Annotated in this window: 20 protein-coding genes; 18 read left to right on the plus strand and 2 right to left on the minus strand. The window is 47.4% G+C overall.

Annotated features, from left to right (window positions below; all coding sequences use genetic code 11):
* Positions 1-206 precede the first annotated feature (206 nt).
* The 5 genes from ppsA to J4772_RS12965 all read left to right on the plus strand — a co-directional run bounded on the left by ppsA (position 207) and on the right by J4772_RS12965 (position 7,081).
* Positions 207-2,801 (plus strand): phosphoenolpyruvate synthase, encoded by a 2,595-nt coding sequence (gene ppsA / locus J4772_RS12945; RefSeq protein ID WP_209075514.1) that lies wholly within the window; start codon positions 207-209, stop codon positions 2,799-2,801.
* A 130-nt stretch (positions 2,802-2,931) separates the two neighbouring features.
* A complete protein-coding gene (locus J4772_RS12950; protein ID WP_209075515.1) occupies positions 2,932-3,606 on the plus strand; it encodes a response regulator transcription factor in 675 nt (224 codons plus the stop codon).
* Positions 3,603-4,970: a sensor histidine kinase gene (locus J4772_RS12955; protein ID WP_209075516.1), complete on the plus strand. Its 1,368-nt coding sequence runs from the start codon at positions 3,603-3,605 to the stop codon at positions 4,968-4,970. The genes J4772_RS12950 and J4772_RS12955 overlap by 4 nt, the downstream gene beginning before the upstream one ends.
* A 180-nt stretch (positions 4,971-5,150) precedes the next feature.
* Positions 5,151-6,122 (plus strand): alpha/beta hydrolase, encoded by a 972-nt coding sequence (locus J4772_RS12960; protein WP_209075517.1) that lies wholly within the window; start codon positions 5,151-5,153, stop codon positions 6,120-6,122.
* A 29-nt stretch (positions 6,123-6,151) separates the two neighbouring features.
* A complete protein-coding gene (locus J4772_RS12965; RefSeq protein WP_209075518.1) occupies positions 6,152-7,081 on the plus strand; it encodes a GNAT family N-acetyltransferase in 930 nt (309 codons plus the stop codon).
* 338 nt (positions 7,082-7,419) lie between these two features.
* On the opposite strand, the gene J4772_RS12970 is transcribed toward J4772_RS12965, so the two are convergent.
* Positions 7,420-7,881: an SDR family NAD(P)-dependent oxidoreductase gene (locus J4772_RS12970; protein WP_371822853.1), complete on the minus strand. Its 462-nt coding sequence runs from the start codon at positions 7,879-7,881 to the stop codon at positions 7,420-7,422.
* Here J4772_RS12970 and J4772_RS12975 point away from each other — a divergent pair.
* From J4772_RS12975 to J4772_RS12990, 4 genes are all read left to right on the plus strand, one after another.
* Positions 7,814-8,584 carry a Gmad2 immunoglobulin-like domain-containing protein gene (locus J4772_RS12975; RefSeq protein ID WP_209075519.1) on the plus strand — a complete coding sequence of 257 codons (771 nt, stop codon included), beginning with the start codon at positions 7,814-7,816 and terminating at the stop codon, positions 8,582-8,584. The genes J4772_RS12970 and J4772_RS12975 overlap by 68 nt on opposite strands.
* Before the next feature lie 106 nt (positions 8,585-8,690).
* Positions 8,691-9,209, plus strand: coding sequence for a sigma-70 family RNA polymerase sigma factor (locus J4772_RS12980; RefSeq protein WP_209075520.1), 519 nt, complete (start codon positions 8,691-8,693; stop codon positions 9,207-9,209).
* A 13-nt stretch (positions 9,210-9,222) separates the two neighbouring features.
* The gene (locus J4772_RS12985) at positions 9,223-10,149 is read left to right on the plus strand and encodes a DUF4179 domain-containing protein (RefSeq protein ID WP_247741084.1); all 927 of its coding nucleotides are present in this window, start codon (positions 9,223-9,225) and stop codon (positions 10,147-10,149) included.
* A gap of 440 nt (positions 10,150-10,589) precedes the next feature.
* A complete protein-coding gene (locus tag J4772_RS12990) occupies positions 10,590-11,237 on the plus strand; it encodes a DUF6630 family protein (RefSeq protein WP_209075522.1) in 648 nt (215 codons plus the stop codon).
* A 30-nt stretch (positions 11,238-11,267) separates the two neighbouring features.
* Here J4772_RS12990 and J4772_RS12995 read toward each other — a convergent pair whose 3' ends face one another.
* Positions 11,268-11,444: a hypothetical protein gene (locus J4772_RS12995; protein WP_209075523.1), complete on the minus strand. Its 177-nt coding sequence runs from the start codon at positions 11,442-11,444 to the stop codon at positions 11,268-11,270.
* Positions 11,445-11,674: 230 nt separating this feature from the next.
* Here J4772_RS12995 and J4772_RS13000 point away from each other — a divergent pair, with 230 nt between their 5' ends.
* The 9 genes from J4772_RS13000 (at position 11,675) to J4772_RS13040 (ending at position 17,790) form a co-directional block, all read left to right on the plus strand.
* Positions 11,675-13,243 carry a hypothetical protein gene (locus tag J4772_RS13000; protein WP_209075524.1) on the plus strand — a complete coding sequence of 523 codons (1,569 nt, stop codon included), beginning with the start codon at positions 11,675-11,677 and terminating at the stop codon, positions 13,241-13,243.
* Between the two features lie 165 nt (positions 13,244-13,408).
* On the plus strand, positions 13,409-14,008 hold the full coding sequence (locus tag J4772_RS13005) for a TetR/AcrR family transcriptional regulator (RefSeq protein WP_209075525.1): 600 nt from the start codon (positions 13,409-13,411) through the stop codon (positions 14,006-14,008).
* 21 nt (positions 14,009-14,029) lie between these two features.
* Complete coding sequence (locus J4772_RS13010) at positions 14,030-14,368, plus strand: DUF1801 domain-containing protein (protein ID WP_209077131.1); 339 nt, start codon at positions 14,030-14,032, stop codon at positions 14,366-14,368.
* A gap of 58 nt (positions 14,369-14,426) precedes the next feature.
* A complete protein-coding gene (locus J4772_RS13015) occupies positions 14,427-14,939 on the plus strand; it encodes an SRPBCC family protein (protein ID WP_209075526.1) in 513 nt (170 codons plus the stop codon).
* Positions 14,940-15,203: 264 nt separating this feature from the next.
* On the plus strand, positions 15,204-15,563 hold the full coding sequence (locus J4772_RS13020) for a HesB/IscA family protein (RefSeq protein ID WP_342772501.1): 360 nt from the start codon (positions 15,204-15,206) through the stop codon (positions 15,561-15,563).
* Positions 15,564-15,658: 95 nt separating this feature from the next.
* Positions 15,659-15,910: a 4Fe-4S dicluster domain-containing protein gene (locus tag J4772_RS13025; protein WP_116062496.1), complete on the plus strand. Its 252-nt coding sequence runs from the start codon at positions 15,659-15,661 to the stop codon at positions 15,908-15,910.
* A 37-nt stretch (positions 15,911-15,947) separates the two neighbouring features.
* Positions 15,948-16,226 (plus strand): HesB/YadR/YfhF family protein, encoded by a 279-nt coding sequence (locus J4772_RS13030; RefSeq protein WP_209075527.1) that lies wholly within the window; start codon positions 15,948-15,950, stop codon positions 16,224-16,226.
* Positions 16,227-16,323: 97 nt separating this feature from the next.
* The gene (locus J4772_RS13035; RefSeq protein ID WP_209075528.1) at positions 16,324-16,953 is read left to right on the plus strand and encodes a copper resistance CopC family protein; all 630 of its coding nucleotides are present in this window, start codon (positions 16,324-16,326) and stop codon (positions 16,951-16,953) included.
* A gap of 615 nt (positions 16,954-17,568) precedes the next feature.
* Positions 17,569-17,790 (plus strand): ribbon-helix-helix domain-containing protein, encoded by a 222-nt coding sequence (locus J4772_RS13040; RefSeq protein WP_247741085.1) that lies wholly within the window; start codon positions 17,569-17,571, stop codon positions 17,788-17,790.
* Positions 17,791-17,822: the final 32 nt, after the last annotated feature.

A 17,822-nucleotide genomic window follows, 5' to 3' on the forward strand; every position in this document is an offset into this window, starting at 1 on the left:
AACCAGAGGGAAAATAAGAAAAGAACCTGGCACGGCTGCCCAGGTTCTTTATATATATTGCACATAAACAAACAGGGTGGTATAATCAAATGCCAACCGTTTTAATCATTATGTACACAAATATCTTATCTTACATTTTAATCGTATCACTTCGGCAAGCTCTTGTCAATTGCTTTTCTCAAATTAAGGGTGAGGAGAGATGTGGGATGAATGCACTAGTTCTCGATTTTCAGGAAATGGAAAAAGGGCAGCTTGGGCTCGTTGGCGGAAAAGGGTTGAATTTGGGGGAATTATCAAAAATTCAAGGAATACACGTACCGGACGGATTTTGTGTAACAACGTCGGGATTCCAACAAGCCATCGAACAAAACGAAACGTATCATGATTTGCTGGATCAATTAACTACATTGAATATTGAGGGCCGTGACCAAATTCGCGAAATCAGCGGGAAGATTCGTCAAACCCTCACAGAAGTACAAATCCCTTCCGATGTTGCGAAAGCCGTTGCTCGCTATCTCGCCCAACATGGCGAAGAACATGGTTACGCAGTACGTTCCAGCGCAACTGCCGAAGATTTGCCGTTTGCTTCTTTTGCCGGTCAACAAGATACCTATTTAAATATCATCGGCAAAGACGCGATCTTGCAGCACATCGGCAAATGTTGGGCTTCCCTGTTCACGGAGCGCGCGGTCATCTACCGTATGCAGAACGGTTTCGATCACAGGCAGGTTTATTTATCCGTCATCGTTCAAAAGATGGTTTTCCCGCAGGCTTCAGGCATTTTATTTACCGCCGATCCCGTTACTTCCAACCGCAAATTGCTATCCATCGAAGCCGGCTTTGGACTTGGAGAAGCTTTGGTCTCGGGGGTGGCATCTGCGGATTGTTATCAAGTGCGGGAGGAGGAAATCGTCGAGAAGAGGATCGCAACCAAAAAGCTGGCTATCTATGGAAGAACAGAAGGCGGAACGGAGACGATGCAGATCGATCTCGATCGGCAAAGGTCTCAGACCCTCACGGAGCAACAAATTTTACAGCTGGCACGCATCGGAAGACAGATCGAGGCTTATTTCGGTTGTCCCAAAGATATCGAATGGTGTTTGGCCGATGATACATTTTATATTGTCCAAAGTCGACCTATCACAACTTTATACCCGATCCCGGAAGCGAACGATCAAGCAAATCACGTTTATCTATCCGTCGGTCATCAACAAATGATGACAGATCCGATAAAGCCGTTGGGCTTGTCTTTTTACCTGATGATCACTCCCGCACCTATGCGTAAAGCCGGAGGGAGGCTGTTCGTTGATGTTGCATCTAGTCTGTCTACGCCAGTCGGCCGGGAAAATTTATTAAATGCCGTGGGCTCCGATCCGCTCACTAAAGGCGCACTCATGACCGTCATAGAGCGAGATTTTATAAAACGGTTACCCCATGATCAGCCAGCGCCGATTCCGCACAGAAGCCTTATAGATAGGGGAACACAATTCGAGAACGATCCGGCGATCGTTTCCGATTTGATTAAGCGCAGCCAAATCTCGATAGAAGAGCTAAAGCAGAACATCCAAACGAAATCGGGAACGGATTTGTTTGATTTTATTCTGGAAGATATCCAGCAATTAAAGAAGATCTTATTTGACCCCCAAAGTACGGCTGTATTTATGGCGGCTATAAATGCGACATCATGGATCAATGAAAAAATTAACGACTGGTTGGGCGAAAAAAACGCAGCAGATACTCTTTCTCAATCTGTGCCCCACAATATTACTTCGGAAATGGGACTGGCGCTATTGGATGTCGCAGACGCGATTCGCCCTTACCCGGAAGTGATTGATTATTTGCAGCATGCAAAGGAAGATAATTTTCTGGATGGGCTGGTTAAGCTTAATGGGGGAAGGGAAGCCAGAGACGCTATCCATGATTATCTCAACAAATACGGAATGCGATGTGCCGGAGAGATCGATATTACGAGAACCCGTTGGAGTGAAAAACCGATTACGCTTATCCCCCTGATTCTTGGTCATATCAAGAGCTTCGAGCCTAATGCCGGTCATCGAAAGTTTGAGCAAGGACGCCAGGAGGCATTGGATAAGGAGCAAGAGTTATTAGGCCGACTGAGACAATTACCGGACGGTGAACAAAAAGCCAAAGAAACAAAACGAAAAATCGACCTCATCCGGAATTTCATTGGCTATCGGGAATATCCAAAATACGGAAAGATAAGCCGCTACTTCGTTTATAAGCAGGCTTTATTGAAGGAAGCCAAACAACTCGTTCAAGCCGGCGTTATCCGTGACACAGAAGAGATCTACTATCTAACTTTTGAAGAATTTCACGAAGTTGTCCGCACCAACAAGCTTGATAATCAGATCGTTAACCAACGTAAAGAGGATTACAAGCTTTTCGAGAAACTAACTCCCCCGCGCGTCATTACGTCCGAAGGTGAAATCATTGCAGGCGAGTATAATCGAGAAAATTTGCCGGCTAACGCGATCGTAGGTCTACCTGTCTCTTCCGGAACGATAGAAGGGAGAGCGCGTGTTATTTTAGACATGGAAAGTGCCGATCTGGAGGACGGAGATATATTGGTCACCGCCTTTACCGATCCTGGCTGGACACCCTTGTTTATATCCATTAAAGGTCTTGTCACCGAGGTTGGCGGACTGATGACCCATGGAGCAGTGATCGCGCGTGAGTATGGCTTGCCGGCAGTTGTTGGGGTGGAAAATGCCACGAGACTGATCCAAGACGGGCAACGAATTCGCGTGAACGGAACCGAAGGGTACATTGAAATATTGTAAGGATTGAATAGTTGTAAACCGCACGGACAACAGAGGCGATTCGTCCATATTTCCGAGCTTGGGATTTCCGTTTTGTATCGGATATAGGTATACTTCAACATGAGACGGAAACAAGGAAAAGAGGGAAGAGATGCCGACGATTCTGGTGGCCGACGACGATACGAACATTCGCGAACTCGTCTGTCTATTTCTGCGCAACGACGGATTCGCAACGGTTGAAGCCGCGGATGGCAAGGAAGCGCTGGCCGTCTATGCTTCAACGCATGTCGATCTTGTCGTGCTCGATATTATGATGCCGATTATGGACGGCTGGACGTTATGCAAGGAGCTCAGAAGAGCCAATCCCGATCTTCCGTTGCTTATGCTGACCGCGAGAGGCGAAACATGGGAGAAAGTGAAGGCCTTCGATCTCGGAACGGACGATTATTTGACGAAACCGTTCGATCCGCTGGAGATGACGGCCCGTGTCAAGGCCTTGCTGAAACGATACCGGATTGGCACCACGCAGATGATCCAGTTCGGCAACGTCACCTTGGACCGACAGACTTATAAGGTAATGCGAGGAACAGAGTCGCTTACGCTGCCGCTCAAGGAGTTCGAATTGCTGTATAAGCTGGCCGGAACACCCGGACAAGTCTATACGCGCGAGCAACTGATCGATCAGGTATGGGGGATCGATTATGCGGGAGACAGCCGAACGATAGACGTCCATATTAAACGTCTGCGCGAACGGTTCGCTGACACGTCCGATTTTCGTATCGAGACGGTGCGCGGACTTGGCTACCGGCTTGAGGTTTGCGAATGATTAAATCCATATATACACGAGTCGTCCTGACATTTTTAGTTTCCGTAATCGGGGGCACGGTGCTTTCCTTTTTTGTGGCAACTTGGGTGTTTAGAGACAAATTAAATGAAAATTTGCAAATCCCCTTGCTTTATTTCGGCCAGGACATTGCCCGGATTTACAAGAAGCTCCCGTTACCTGAAGCGGATGCATTCGTAAGCGAAATGAACCAGCTCAAATCCTATCATCTTCGTATTTACGAAGCACCGGGCCAGTTCCAGTCTTATGGAACGGTCAACGGACATAAGCCTGCCACTGTGACGATGGAACAAGTGAAAAAAGTATTGGCCGGGGAAATTGTTCAAATCAATCCGAGCGGGATCTCGACTACTCTGTTAGGGTTGCCGTTTACAACAGATACGGGTACGAAAGCCATGTTTATAGAACCGATCGGCCCTCCTTCGGCCCCTTTTATCATTAAGTGGATTTGGAACTTTTTGATCTTCGCGTTGGTTACGGGAAGTTTATTGATTCTGGTTGCTGCCATGTTCTTGGTCAGACCGATCAAAAAGCTGACAAAAGCGACCAGGCAAGTCGCAGGCGGCGATTTCAACGTTAAGCTGAACATTAAGCAAAAGGGCGAGCTGGGCACATTGGCTCAAAGCTTCGAAGAAATGATGCACGATCTGCAGCAGCTTGAGCGGATGCGCAGGGAATTTGTGTCGAACGTATCGCACGAAGTCCAATCGCCGCTTACTTCGATATCCGGTTATGCTCTGGCGCTCAAACAAGCAGGCATTACCGACGATCAGCGAAGCCGTTATCTCGATATCATCATCGCCGAAGCAGACCGGATGTCCAAGATGAGCGACAGTCTGCTCAAGCTGAGTTTGCTGGAATCGCAGTCGCAGCAGCTGCAGTTGGCCACGTTCAGCCTGGATGAACAGATCAGGCGAGTCATCGTCGCGATTCAGCCGCAATGGTCGGCTCGCAGCATCCGTTTCGAGCTCAATTTGAAGGCCGTTCGAATAATGGCCGATCATGATCAATTAAACCAGGTATGGACGAACATACTCGGCAATAGCGTAAAATTTTCCGCGGATGGCGGTATGATTAGCGTCAACATGAAACAAGATATCAAAAACGTGACCGTCCAAATAACCGACACGGGTATCGGTATTTCTCCCGAGGATCAGAAGCGTATCTTCGAGAGGTTCTTTAAGGCTGACCGCTCCCATAGCCGCAAGTATGGCGGCAGCGGCATGGGTCTGGCTATCGTGAAACAGATCGTATCGCTTCATCAAGGCGATATCCGAGTGGAGAGCGAACCCGGAAGAGGGACGACCGTCATTGTCACCTTGCCCATTACAACTCCGGCAGAGTAATTCATTCTTAACTTCACGGCATCATGTGCAAGCTTTTGTACGTGTATGGCCGTAATTTTTTTTGCTTGTTCATACTGCGTTCATATTACCGTCATGGGCCGTACATTTTCGTCGTGTAAACTCTCCTTATCAGCCGATAAGATAGCCGGAACTAACCGGCGAGAACAGGAGAAGATACGCATGGAACTTAAAGAAGAGGTAACGAAAAAGAGGATGAGCAAGCCGCTTCGCATTATCCTTAAATCTCTGGCAGCTATAGCTGGCGCAATTTTACTTTTTATAGCCATTGTTTTTATCGTTGATAAGATCAGCAGCAAAATAGAGCAAGGAAAAATTCAAGCCTATGGCCAGTTAGTGCCTGTGGATGGGAAAAAAATGAATGTTCTGATTCAAGGGAACGGCGAAGAAACCGTCGTGCTCCTGCCCGGTTACGGAACAGCCGCACCGGTTCTTGATTTTAAGCAGCTCATCGACAAGCTCTCGCTCGATTTCAAGGTCGTCGCGATCGAGCCTTTCGGTTATGGACTCAGCGATCGAACGAATAAGGAGCGGAACACGGACAATATTGTAAGTGAAATTCATGAAGCCTTACAACAGCTTAATATTGACCGCTACACATTAATGGGCCATTCTATTGCAGGCATTTACGGGATGGCTTACGCGAACAAATATCCGGACGAGGTGCGTGCATTTGCTGGAATCGACAGCAGTGTTCCTACGCAAGGGGGTATGGATGTCACATTCCCTATAACAACGTTTAAGTTACTGAAGCAATCGGGCTTCGGCAGATTGCTGCTGAAATTAGGTTCCGACCCTTATGCCGAACTGCCGTTTGACGAAGAAGCCAAGGAACAAATGAGGATGATTACGCTTAAAAACATGTATAATAAATCTGTCCTGAATGAAATGGAGAATATTTCTTCTAACTTTAATGGGGCTCAACATTCAGAATTCCCCAAAGAGCTTCCCCTTATTTTGTTTGTAGATGCGGGTAACACAAGTAATGAGGGATGGATACCGCTTCATGAGGAGCAAGCCAATCATTCCGTACAGGGAAAAATGATGACATTCGAAGGAGGCCATTATTTACACCATCTTCGGTCAAAAGAAATCGCCGAAAACTTCAAACAATTTATGCAAGAATTAAAATAAGTGCGTTTATCGAGCCAATGAGGTGTCCTATGAAGACTATTCGCAATCCGTGGTTGAAGCTCAGAGAGGGGCTTTGCCAAGAAGACTTTGACTTGATCAATAGACTCCAAGAGCAGTGTATCCGCGAAGATCGGACGACGCTGAAGCTCGAGTTGGACTACAAGCTTCGCGCATATTCAGAGAAAGAATGCGTGGGGACCCGCCCAATCAATGAATTCATGTACTTCGATGGGCATGAGTTAATTGGCTACATGGGGATTTGTGAATTCGGCGGCGCAGATGCGCCGCTCGAAGTAAACGGCATGGTGAATCCGGACTATAGGCGTCAAGGCGTCTTCGGGACATTATATAAGCTTGTTGTGGCAGAGGGGAGGCATAGATCCCCCGAAAGCATGCTTCTCCTAAGCGATCGGAAATCGGAAGCCGGGCAAGCGTTCGTCCAAGGCACCGGAGCAAAGTACCGACATTCGGAGTATGAGATGTATTACCGGGGGAACCGGCCGGAGATAAGCAATGACCTAGAAGGCATTACATTTCGTAAGGCGACGAATGCCGACGCGCGGGAAATTCACCGGCAGAATGCGATATACTTTGGCGACAAGCTAGGAGAAGAGGGGACAAGCGAGCAAGAGGAGGGGATGATCCTGCCTGAGGAGGAAGAAAAGCGGGGCATGATTATCTATCTTGCCGAAGCTGACCGACAAATCATTGGAAAGGTCCATATCCAGTTGTCTTCCGACATCGGAGGCATCTATGGGCTTGGCGTATTGCCGGAGTATCGCGGCAAGGGATACGGAAGAGCGACACTCTTAAAGGCAATAGATAAGTTGAAGGAAGCGAACGCAGGGGACATTATGCTGCAAGTGGCCGTGGAGAACGCCAATGCACTGCGGCTCTACCAATCCTGCGGTTTCGTGGAGACCTCGACGATGGATTATTATGAGCTATTTAATCAGTAAGAGCGAGCCTTTGCTTTATCTTGATTAATGTTTTTGTGGAGATGTATCCCCCCCTTTTTTTATCGAGATTAACCTTTGAAAAACGCAAAAAGAAACCGTTCTTTCATAATAAAATGGAGGTACCACCCAACCATTTTCGAAAGGAACGGTTTCTTTGTATTTCAACGTCCGGACTTTCCCACCATCAACCGCTTCCGCTCCAAGCGCATGAAAGACGCGCTCGAGACCTGTCTTCACGGCTGTCCTTAAATTTGTCCATAAATTTGCTCAAGAAGGTCGCAGTAGACCTCAAATACGAAATGACGGCGCGGGGTTAGCACCCTTAACACCGTCATTTTTCAATTAGGTACCAATACATCAATGGAGCCAAATTCCGATTTCGCAGCCTGTATGGCTTGTTTTAAGGCAGCCAAGTCGTTAACATCCGCGGCAAAAGCGCGCGCCTCGATATGCAGTTCCTGGAGTTCCTTTTCCATAGCGGATAATCTTTCTTGGTTACGAGCGACAAGGGCAACCTTAAATCCGTTCGCTCCGAATTTCTTAGCTAGAGACAGCCCCAGTCCCGGTCCTGCTCCTATAATGGAGCGCCATGGAAAGTCATCGCAAGTGCGCCGTTCCTCGCAGCAAAAAATTCCCAACCGATTTATTGCGTCTTTTCGAACAACCTCTGCGTCTAACGAATGTAACTTCATGAAGCTGCGAAAAATATCACAATATAAGGAGTACACAACCATGAATAAAAAAATCATTGCATTGAGCACGGCTGTCGTTATCGGAGGCTCCGCCTTTTTCGGAGTCATGAACACGTCCTGGGCGCAGAAATTTTCGCAACAATTCGACCAAAGCTTCCTTAAGCCTGCCGTAAAAGCCGCCGAAGAAACGGCCAAAGAAGAAGCTTTCCGCAACGTCAAAGTATCGGATCGCATCGTGCAGTATATCGTATCCGGCAAAGCTCGAGTCCATGAAGGCACCTACAACTACACTGTGAAGCAAAGCGGGGAGGTCGTTGCGGAAGGCTTCGGTACAGCATCGATGGGCGCTCCGGAATGGGGGACGTTCACTCAGGAAGTTTCGATTCCCGCGAATAAGCTGTCCGACGATCAAGCTCTGACGATGGAACTGTTTCAGATCGACATGGAATCCGGCGATGCCGTGAACAAAACGAATTTCGAGTTGAATAAGGAATCTGCCGTAAGTACGAGGAAAGCGGCTAAAACGTTCCGCAGCATAAAAGTGTCCGATTCCAACGTTCAATATACGGTGACGGGCAAAGCGCGGGTCCATGAAGGCACCTACAATTACGCCGTGAAACAAGACGACGTCGTCGTTGCGGAAGGCTTCGGTACAGCATCGATGGGCGCTCCGGAATGGGGGACGTTCACTCAGGAAGTTTCGATTCCCGCAAGCAAGCTGTCCGGCGATCAGCCGTTGACGTTCGAGCTGTACGAAATCGACATGGAATCCGGCGATGCGGTTAATAAAGTCGTATACGAACTAAAATAAGTTTTTTCAATGGATATCTCCCCTCGGCATTGCGGCATGCGAACGACGCGGGGAGTCACACGGTTAAACGCGTCTTTCCGAATTCTGGCGACGGGAGGTTGGTGCAATGGAAGAAGCGGAGCTGGCGAGAAAAGCGATAGCCGGCGATGAAAATAGCTTCACGATCTTGATCCAGTCCAAGAGAGAGCGACTGTACCGTATGGCTTATACGTACGTAAGAAACAGGGAGGATGCGCTCGAAGTCGTGCAGGAGACCGTATATCGCGCTTTCCTGGCCGTCCATAAGCTGCAGCAGCCGCAATACTTCAATACATGGTTAACGAAAATTGCGATTAACAGCGCTTTGGATTTCGTACGCAAATCGAAAAAAGTCGTATACGCGGAACCGGGAGCCGAAGGCAGCTATGAACCGAACCATAACGAAGAAGCGATGGATTTGCGCAAAGCGTTGGGCAGTCTCGACGAGAAATCCAGAACGGCTATTCTGTTAAGGTATTTCGAGGACATGCAGCTCAAGGACATTGCGGACGTGCTTGATACGCCGCTCAGTTCGGTGAAATCGATCATCTACCGGGGGCTGGAGCGGTTGAAAATCAAGCTGGAGGAGAGTGAGTCCATTGGATGAGAGGCTCAAACGAATGAAGCAAGCTTACGACGAGATCGACATTCCCGATGAGTTGTCAATAGCCGTTGTCAAAGGAATAGAGAGAGGAAAACAGCAGCGGGTTCAACCGAATGCGAGACGGCGCAGCCGGCGGTGGATCGGACGGGTAAGCGCCAGCGCGGCAGCTTTGCTCATCGTTTTTACAATCGGCATCAATACGGTTCCGACGTTCGCGAATAGCTTGCAAGAGGTTCCCGGACTGGGCACACTGGTGAAAATTCTACAGTTCAGCAAAGGGAGCGCAGGGGGAGGAACGATCCAGGACGCGACGGACGTTAACTTTATAACGGTGAAGGAGCAGGGGAACAAGGAAAGCATCATTTTGAACTTCGCGCAGAACGGCGAGGCGCAGCAGGTGGCCAGCTCCTTCCACGTCTCGTTCTCGGAGTATCCTCATACGATGACTTTTACGGTCGGCGGCGCCAGGAAATTTTCCGCAGTTAAAGATTTCGCCGCGTTAAAGAAGAGCAAACGGATCGAGGACGCATACGAGCTCATTACTTTGGACGATTCGATGGTTCGGTTTAACGTAACGTTCAAAGAAGCGGTAACTTACGAAGTCCATGAGTACAAGGAGCCCGCACAGGTGGTCATTACAATCGCTTCGGATCCGGAGCGCAATATAGATCGACCTCCGGTATATTCCGTGCGTACGGCATCCTTCCCTTTCGGAGAGTCTGTTGGGATCGCGGAAGAAATGCTGTTCGGCGTTGAGAACATGCGTGTTCTTAAAGATAAAAAAGGCTTATACTTCGTCGAGGCGGGGATTTACGACACGGAAGCCGAAGCGAAGGCGCAGATGAACGAGATTAAGACAAAGCTCGGATACATGGATCCGCTATTCGTCGAAAAGAGAGAAGACCGGAGCATACCGGAATCCATTCAGGCACCTGCCCAATAGACGGCGTCTTTGTGAGTGTGGAATGTTTATTAAAAGAAAAAAACGTGCTGTCAGCCCAAGGATCGTCATCCAAGGCCGGCAACACGTTTTATTTTGCAGCTCTAAAAAACTTCGATTTCAGACAGGCCTTTGTAGAGCGCCATTAAGCGTCGGGATCGGCCGAAGAAGTTTCCACTAGATTGGCTGCAGCAGCTTGTTGCCGCTTACGACTAGACCTACCTCATATTTCAGCAATTGATCCAGCAGATATTTTCCTGCTACGTTCTCCCTAGGACCAAATTAGTCGATTGGAAGGATAGAAGAGGGTTTCGTCATATAGTAACATAGGATGCGAGAACGTTTGTTTGGCAGGTTGCCCAATTCTTCTCATGTTGACCGCAACATAATCGGCTTCGCTGACCGCTTCAACTGCCATTTTGAAACGAGGAGAGACTCGACATATGAAACAAATAAAACTTGCCCAAACGTTGCCGCTCATCATGACGGCAGACGAACTGGAGACAATGCAGCGTCAACTGCCTATAACCGATCCGGCGTCTCAAGCGGAGGAGCAGTTGCAAACGCTGATCCGAAACGGTCTGTTGCTGCAGATCGATTGGTCCGGCGAAGAGGAGCAGCACCAGATCAGCCGGTTTTTGCAAACGCGTGCAGCCGCACTCGCCAAAGGGGATATCACGCTGCAATTGGAAGAACAACGGGCATATGCCGCCGCAGAGAACGAAGATTTGGAACGCGGCGATCATGTTCCCTATTTGCTCCGTTTTTTCGACAAGCGGCTTAAAAAGCACGGCTACACGATCAGCCTGCTGGATTGCGGCAACGATGCTTACTATGTGGTGTTGACGACGGTCGAGCAAGCCAAGCCGCTTCGGAAAACCGCATGCGAGTTCGGACCGTTCCTTTCCTTGCAAGCTAAAAAGACGAAAGCGCTCTTCACGATCTACTGTCCGAGTTGCAGAAACATGAGCGTATGGGAACTGCCGATCAACGCCCCGTTTCCAGCTGACGAGCAGTGCGAGGAATGCGGGACGATATTTTCCGACGCAGACGGCAACTTACTCGTTTCCTATGAGAAAGATTTGTGCTAGTGTATTGCACCCCGAATCATTCGAATGTCTTCAGACGCGCGCAAGCTTCAGCAGCCAACTGGAAGTATGGTCCAGAGTACGTGTATTTCGCGCGCTGTTGATGACGGCAATGTTTAGGTAGATCCGGACCCCGTCTCCGGTCCGGTTGTTGTTCGGTTGCAAATCGCCGGCACCGCCGCGAACGGTAAACGTTCCGGTTGAGGGCAATGCCTCCACCTTGAAAATAAATGCATCGTTAGACAGTAGGAAATTCAGGCTTTTCAACACGAGCTTTTTTCGGTTAGGCACGTCAATGACCGGGTTTTTATTTTCCCGAAAAAATAGCTCTCATTTAATAAAAGTGATGGTATAGTAGTAATATCCGTCTATATGGAATCGATACCAGACGGATCGTGGACAACTTTTCCTAGAGACAAATCACGATGTTGGAGGTACTTATGACCCAGATTATGTTTAATGGAACGATTAGTCGCGACACGCTGGAAAGCTACCTTTCGCGAGCGGTTACGGCCGCGGATCTGGTCAACAGCACGACGTTGAATGACGATTTGAGAATGATAGGCCGCATCGGCGCCAAGTTTCTCGGCCGCGCCTCGGGCGTGTGGCTGCTGGAACCGGATGACGACGCTCATTTCCGAAACTCGCGGACGCTTGCGGAACGCGTGCATGAGGTCGACCCGGACATTATGTTGCAGACTTGCATTTTTGAAGCCGTTTACAGCGGCGTGGAAAACATTGAAATACCGGCTTTGGTTTTCGAGGCGTTTCAATTGCCGGTGGAACGGCGTAAGTTCCGTTATGCGGACATGCTGTTTGATTCGAAGCCGCAGGGGTTCGTATGGGATGAGGACGGCGGCATTCCGAACTTGAATAAGCTGGAGACGCAGCTATGGTTCTACTACAGGGCGGTTCGTTATATCGATGCCGGGTATGAAGCGATCCATATGGGACAAGTTCATTTATATACTGCTGAAGACAACGGGTTTAAGAAAACGGCCGCTTTGTTCCGGAAGATCAGGGATTACGCCAGAAACCATGCCAGACGAGGCATCGTGCTGCTTGATGCGCATACGCACGGGGTGAATATTAACGGCACGCTTTTGTTCGATTTTCATTCGATGCCTTATTCGCGGATGCCGATCTTGGATCGGACAGGAGAGAAGCTCGCACTGGTGCAAGAGGGATTCAGCGAGGGCGGCGTAACGCCAAGCGGCTGGACTTGCGATACTTTGCCGATGTTGATGGAGCTCGATAATTGGGGAGGGAAGTTCTTCAGCGAAAACGACGGCATTCCGTATGAGCGCCGAGCCTGGAAGGAGTGGTGGGGCTACGATCAAATTGCGTGGTTTGCCTCGCAGGATTCGGAGAGCCGCGATCAATTTTTGGACTATGCCTTCAAATGGACGGCCGTGAACAACCTCCATGCTTATTTGCAAATGCCGATCCGCAGAACATTAGGCAGCTGCCAAATCCCGATGCCGACAAGCGGCGAAGGCGAAGCGGTATCCGACGTTTATCAAGCCAATCAGGCAAGCGACGGCTGTCCGCTCGGATTCGGTCAGGAAGAGATGATCAAGCGGCTGTGGCAGGCGGAGCATAATCTCCGAGGCCGAGCAAGCAACCCGCTCCCAAATGCATCCTTTGGCGCGGCAAACGACTTTGATCCGGAGACCGGCGTCAAGCTTCCGGCCCGCGTTATCCTTTACGGCAGCTTCCAGCACCAGGTCGGTGCGATCAATAACGATTCCAACAGCGAGACAACGCGCATGTACTATGCGGGAAATGGCCTTTATAGGCGTACGTTCGTATTTCCGTTCCGAGGCACGTTCGATTATGCCGTAGCTCCTTATGGAACGTTGTCTCAGACGTTTTCGATCGACAGTTACCCTCGAAGCGGGTCTTCGACAAAGTCGACGTTGACAGTAGAACGGGATAACGAAGTCGTGGAATTCGTCTTCGACTTCGCCAATCGGCAACTTACCGCTCATGTAGTCGAAACTTACTGATTGGATAGAAAAGCCGAAGCAACTGATCGTAACGATCGGTTGCTTTTTCATTTATAAACGAGAAAGCTGGAGAATTTGTGGGCTTGACGGGAGGATAATTTTGGATTACCATAATGTCAGTCACCACTGACAGACATTATGCAATCTACAGAAAGGGAGTTGATCATGCGTCAAACCAAGCTGGGGAGCACGGAGAAATTGTTACGGGCTGCGATCGACTTAATTTCGGAGAGAGGTTACCATGGCGTCACGACGCAGGAAATCGCTTCATGTGCCGGGTTAAGCGAAAAGACACTTTTCCGACATTTCGGAAGTAAGCAAAAGTTGCTGGAAGCCGCCCTTGAACGATTTCAGTATGCCGAAGAAATGCGAGTACTCTTCAGCGAACAGATTGTGTGGGAGTTAGAAGTCGACCTACTAACCATCAGCAAAAAATATCATGAAATCATGAATCGAGACCGAAAGCTGATTCTGATCGCCTTAAAAGATGAGGTCCATATCCCGGGCTTTAAAGAACGTCGACTACAGCATCCTCGCCAACTGTTGACGTTTCTGACAGATTACTTCATTACAATGAGAGAGAGAGAACAAGTAGCTTGTACGAATCCCACCATGCAGGCGTTTACATTCATGATGGCTCAATATGGCGCGTTCATTAACGATTTGAAATCTGGATACAATTATCCAGGTATCAGTCTCGATCAATTCATACAAGAGAACGTGAAAATCTTTGTCAATTCGCTAAGTCTTTCCAAAACAAACTGAAAAGGAGTTGCAACAGAAATGATGAATCAGGAAGTTTCAGCATTTATCGAGAACCTTGGTCAACCGTGGCAAATTGAGGTCAGCAACCAACTGCGCGAGATGGTACATCAGGTTATTCCGGAAGCTGAAGAACGTATTCAATACAAGAAGCCCCATTTTCTGAAACATGGACATTATGCAGCGGTTATATCACCATCTAAGGATGCCATTGCATTCATGATCATGAATGCTTCAGGACTTACGTTTCCAAAAGGATTTGAAGGACCAGACGAGAGGAAATGGCTAAAAATTCGTAAAGAGGATACACCCGATTACGGTCTCCTGGCCAACCTGCTGGATCAGGCTTCTAGTACACTGTAGCAAACTTTTACATTTATCGCTGGGCATAGTTTCGCTTTAAAATAAAAGGAGGATTCTCATGGATAACAATTTGAATCAATCGTTTGAAATTGCTTTTACACGTGTTTTCGATGCCCCTCGTGAACTTGTATTTAAAGCATGGACAGAGCCGGGACAATTCGCGAAATGGTGGGGACCAAAGGGGTTCTACCTCGAAGTCGTTAAAATGGACGCTCGATCAGGTGGCAGCTTTTTTGGTTTTCAGAGGTCTCTTGACGGAAATCACGTAATGTGGGGGAAATTTGTATACCAAGAGGTTGTCGAACCTGAAAAAGTGGCTTTTATCCAATCCTTTTCCGATGAACAAGGCAATATTATCCGAGCGCCTTTTAGCGCGAACTGGCCTCTTGAAATTTTGAATATCATCACGCTAGAAGATGATGAAGGTAAAACGGTACTAACACTGAAAGGTGGACCGGTGAACGCATCTTCTGAGGAACAAGAAGCCTACAACAGTATGGCCCCAATGCTTCAACAGGGTCTTGAGGGTACTTTCGATCAACTTGCCGACTATCTTGTCTCCCTGAAGTAAAAAGCGTAAGAAAAATAAATAGTCTAAAATTAACCTCATCAAAGCAGCGACAGTCTAGGACTTTTTCCAATCCAAGGCTGTCGCTCTTTCTATTTTAACCCAGTTTAATCCTTATTTCTATGACATGATGATTTCTGAGCACGTTGATTCAGCTATTTATTTTACAAGTAACATTGACTTAAACGAAGAACTCGGTCTATATTCTTTAGTATACATTGTAAACTACATTGTATAAAAAATGAAAGACTAATAAAATGAGTCGAGGTGGGAAAATTGATAGATATTAGCGAGTTTGCTTCCAAGCAAATTAAAGAAATGCTGGCCCAGAACGATGATAACTTATTCCTGCGAGTAGGTGTCGTTGATGGAGGGTGCAGCGGTTTGTCGTATGATTTAAAACTTGACGATATCCAAACAGAAGATGATTTGTATTTAGAAATAAGAGAAGTTAAAGTACTTGTCGATTCGAGGAGCATTGAGTTTCTCGAGGGCCTGAAGATCGACTACTTGGTCCAAGGGATGACAGGAGGATTCACAATGGACAATCCTAACGTTAAAGCAAGTTGCGGCTGTGGCGCGAGTTTCCGGACGGCAACATACAGAGGAAAAGCGCAAAAGTGCTGATTAACTCTCGCAACAGATGAATTAATCGATTGGGATAGTCGTTTTGTAACATAAATTAGCAGCGATTTTTATTTTATACGATAGGAGTACGAATAATGGCTTATATCATTACATCTGCTTGTATTGAAGAGACGGCAGGGGAATGCACTCTCGTTTGCCCTGTTGATTGTATAACGGAAGGTACGTCGGTTGACGGCGAACATATGTATTTTATAGATCCGGAAATCTGTATTTCTTGCGGAGCCTGTGAAGCGGTTTGTCCTGTTGGCGCAATTTATTACGAAGACGACATTCCGGCATCGGAGCATGCGTATATCGAAAAAAATAGATTGTTTTACCATAAATAAGCTTTGATCCGAAAAGATAGAGGAGGGAGAAATGATCATGTCATTTCTGGTTACAGGCGAAGCGATTCGTACCTTCAAAGAAGAATGGGGCTTGCAAAATGGGCAATACGTACGGATCTATGCAAAGTATGCCGGAGGAGGAAACAATCCTTTTTCAGTCGGTATTAATGCGAGTGCTGAGCCGGTAGATCCCGCAATTATTGTGCCTCTTGGCGGTTACCGTTTTTTCGTTGAGAAGAGCGATGAATGGATTGTAAATGATTTAAAACTTGACATTGACAGTGATAAGGATGGTATTTTCTTTAGAACAGAATAGTTCACCTTGCAGTTGGTCACAACGACTTAGCTCTTAAGAGTCATGTTGAAACATTCCTTTTATGATAGAATACAATTTTCATGAAGGGGGAAGAAAATTGAAAATCTTAAAAACAGCAACAATCGCATTTTTATTATCCATAATATGGACCGTTCCGAATGTCGCTTTTGCTCATTCGGCGCTTGTGTCGGCTGTGCCTGACAATACTGTGGATACTGAAGTATCCGAGCTAAAACTGACGTTTAATGAAGAGATCGAACCGCTCAGCAAAGTGGAAGTCACCAACGAAGCAGGCGAGGAACAGACCCTAAGCGATATTAAAGTGAAGGGCAAAGTAATGACCGTTACATTCGAGACACCTTTAACCAATGGTGTTTATACAGTGAATTGGAAAATCATAAGCGCTGATGGACATCCTTTAGAAGGTAGTTACGCCATGGAAGTCAAGATCGTTGAACCGATACCATCGCCTTCTAGCGCCGCTTCGGAATCCCCCGCTGCGAGGGCTCCATCTCCATCACAATCTAACGAAATGGTAGATAACAGTACTCCTAACCCATCAGAAATGCCGGAAACGCCTTCTCCTAGCGCCCAGGCAAGCGAAGAAGTAGACGAATCTAAAAGCAATTCAAACAAATTTGACGTCACGACATGGATTATTATAGCTGGTGCGTTACTGTTAGTTGTTGCTGCTGCGAGCGCTATTCTGAAAAAGAAAAAAGGATAAATGTTACGTCTACAAAGCATCGATCTCGTTCTGCAACGAATCGATGTATTTTGTTATGTGTAATTCCATCATGACGATCTGCCGATTTTGGAGTCACGAAGATGAAGACGATGGAATATGCAAACCTGAGATCATGTTTAGAAGACCACGTGTGGACTACAGAATTAGTGAATATATTTGGTCCTTTTTTTGCAACAAAACAGTAAGGCGATAACCTTGTTTATGGGGTCGATAAAGAGGAAGAATGTGATGAGTTAAAAGGCAGGCTCGATTATGGTGGCAGAGCTGTAAATGGAGTTGTGGATGATTAGGCTGTCCCCTACAATTATCGCGAAGCCTACATTAACCAGTTTGGATAATTACAAACGACAATCGCGGGATCGTCGCAAACTTCAAGGCACAGCTTCATGAACTCGAATGGACCATAAACGGATAACAAGTCGCGTAAATCGCGGCTTATTTGTTGTATAGGACCATCGTCCCCGCAAAGCTTCTCCGTCGTCAGAGGACGTCGAAGGTTTTTGCTTGTCTCGCCGGATGTCATTCAAGTTTGATTTAGGTAGCATAAATTGATTTATTGCTGAGATCCCATCAAAATAAATAGAGGTGATGAATATGGGGAGCAAAAATGTACAGCCTGAATCGAGCGTCACAAAAGGCGGTAACCGATTAGGAGCAGGACGTAAAGCGATCGGTATTACCCGGAAGATATCGCTGACTTTACCAGAGAAGGATTGGGCGGAGATCGATCGGCGCTGCGGCAAGGGAGACTATTCCGTATCCGAGATCCTGCGCTCTATCGTAGAAGACTATCTTAGGGATGTGGACCAGCTATAGGATCTATTAACACGGGCGGAAGGAGAGCTTTA

Source organism: Cohnella sp. LGH, from assembly GCF_017671885.1.
Classification (GTDB): Bacteria; Bacillota; Bacilli; order Paenibacillales; family Paenibacillaceae; genus Cohnella; species Cohnella phaseoli.

Coding starts and splice junctions, on each gene's coding strand:
- ppsA (WP_209075514.1), top strand. CDS start 207: ATGAATGCACTAGTTCTCGATTTTCAGGAAATGGAAAAAGGGCAGCTT.
- J4772_RS12950 (WP_209075515.1), top strand. CDS start 2,932: ATGCCGACGATTCTGGTGGCCGACGACGATACGAACATTCGCGAACTC.
- J4772_RS12955 (WP_209075516.1), top strand. CDS start 3,603: ATGATTAAATCCATATATACACGAGTCGTCCTGACATTTTTAGTTTCC.
- J4772_RS12960 (WP_209075517.1), top strand. CDS start 5,151: ATGGAACTTAAAGAAGAGGTAACGAAAAAGAGGATGAGCAAGCCGCTT.
- J4772_RS12965 (WP_209075518.1), top strand. CDS start 6,152: ATGAAGACTATTCGCAATCCGTGGTTGAAGCTCAGAGAGGGGCTTTGC.
- J4772_RS12975 (WP_209075519.1), top strand. CDS start 7,814: ATGAATAAAAAAATCATTGCATTGAGCACGGCTGTCGTTATCGGAGGC.
- J4772_RS12970 (WP_371822853.1), bottom strand. CDS start 7,881: ATGACTCCGAAAAAGGCGGAGCCTCCGATAACGACAGCCGTGCTCAAT.
- J4772_RS12980 (WP_209075520.1), top strand. CDS start 8,691: ATGGAAGAAGCGGAGCTGGCGAGAAAAGCGATAGCCGGCGATGAAAAT.
- J4772_RS12985 (WP_247741084.1), top strand. CDS start 9,223: ATGAAGCAAGCTTACGACGAGATCGACATTCCCGATGAGTTGTCAATA.
- J4772_RS12990 (WP_209075522.1), top strand. CDS start 10,590: ATGAAACAAATAAAACTTGCCCAAACGTTGCCGCTCATCATGACGGCA.
- J4772_RS13000 (WP_209075524.1), top strand. CDS start 11,675: ATGACCCAGATTATGTTTAATGGAACGATTAGTCGCGACACGCTGGAA.
- J4772_RS13005 (WP_209075525.1), top strand. CDS start 13,409: ATGCGTCAAACCAAGCTGGGGAGCACGGAGAAATTGTTACGGGCTGCG.
- J4772_RS13010 (WP_209077131.1), top strand. CDS start 14,030: ATGAATCAGGAAGTTTCAGCATTTATCGAGAACCTTGGTCAACCGTGG.
- J4772_RS13015 (WP_209075526.1), top strand. CDS start 14,427: ATGGATAACAATTTGAATCAATCGTTTGAAATTGCTTTTACACGTGTT.
- J4772_RS13025 (WP_116062496.1), top strand. CDS start 15,659: ATGGCTTATATCATTACATCTGCTTGTATTGAAGAGACGGCAGGGGAA.
- J4772_RS13030 (WP_209075527.1), top strand. CDS start 15,948: ATGTCATTTCTGGTTACAGGCGAAGCGATTCGTACCTTCAAAGAAGAA.
- J4772_RS13040 (WP_247741085.1), top strand. CDS start 17,569: ATGGGGAGCAAAAATGTACAGCCTGAATCGAGCGTCACAAAAGGCGGT.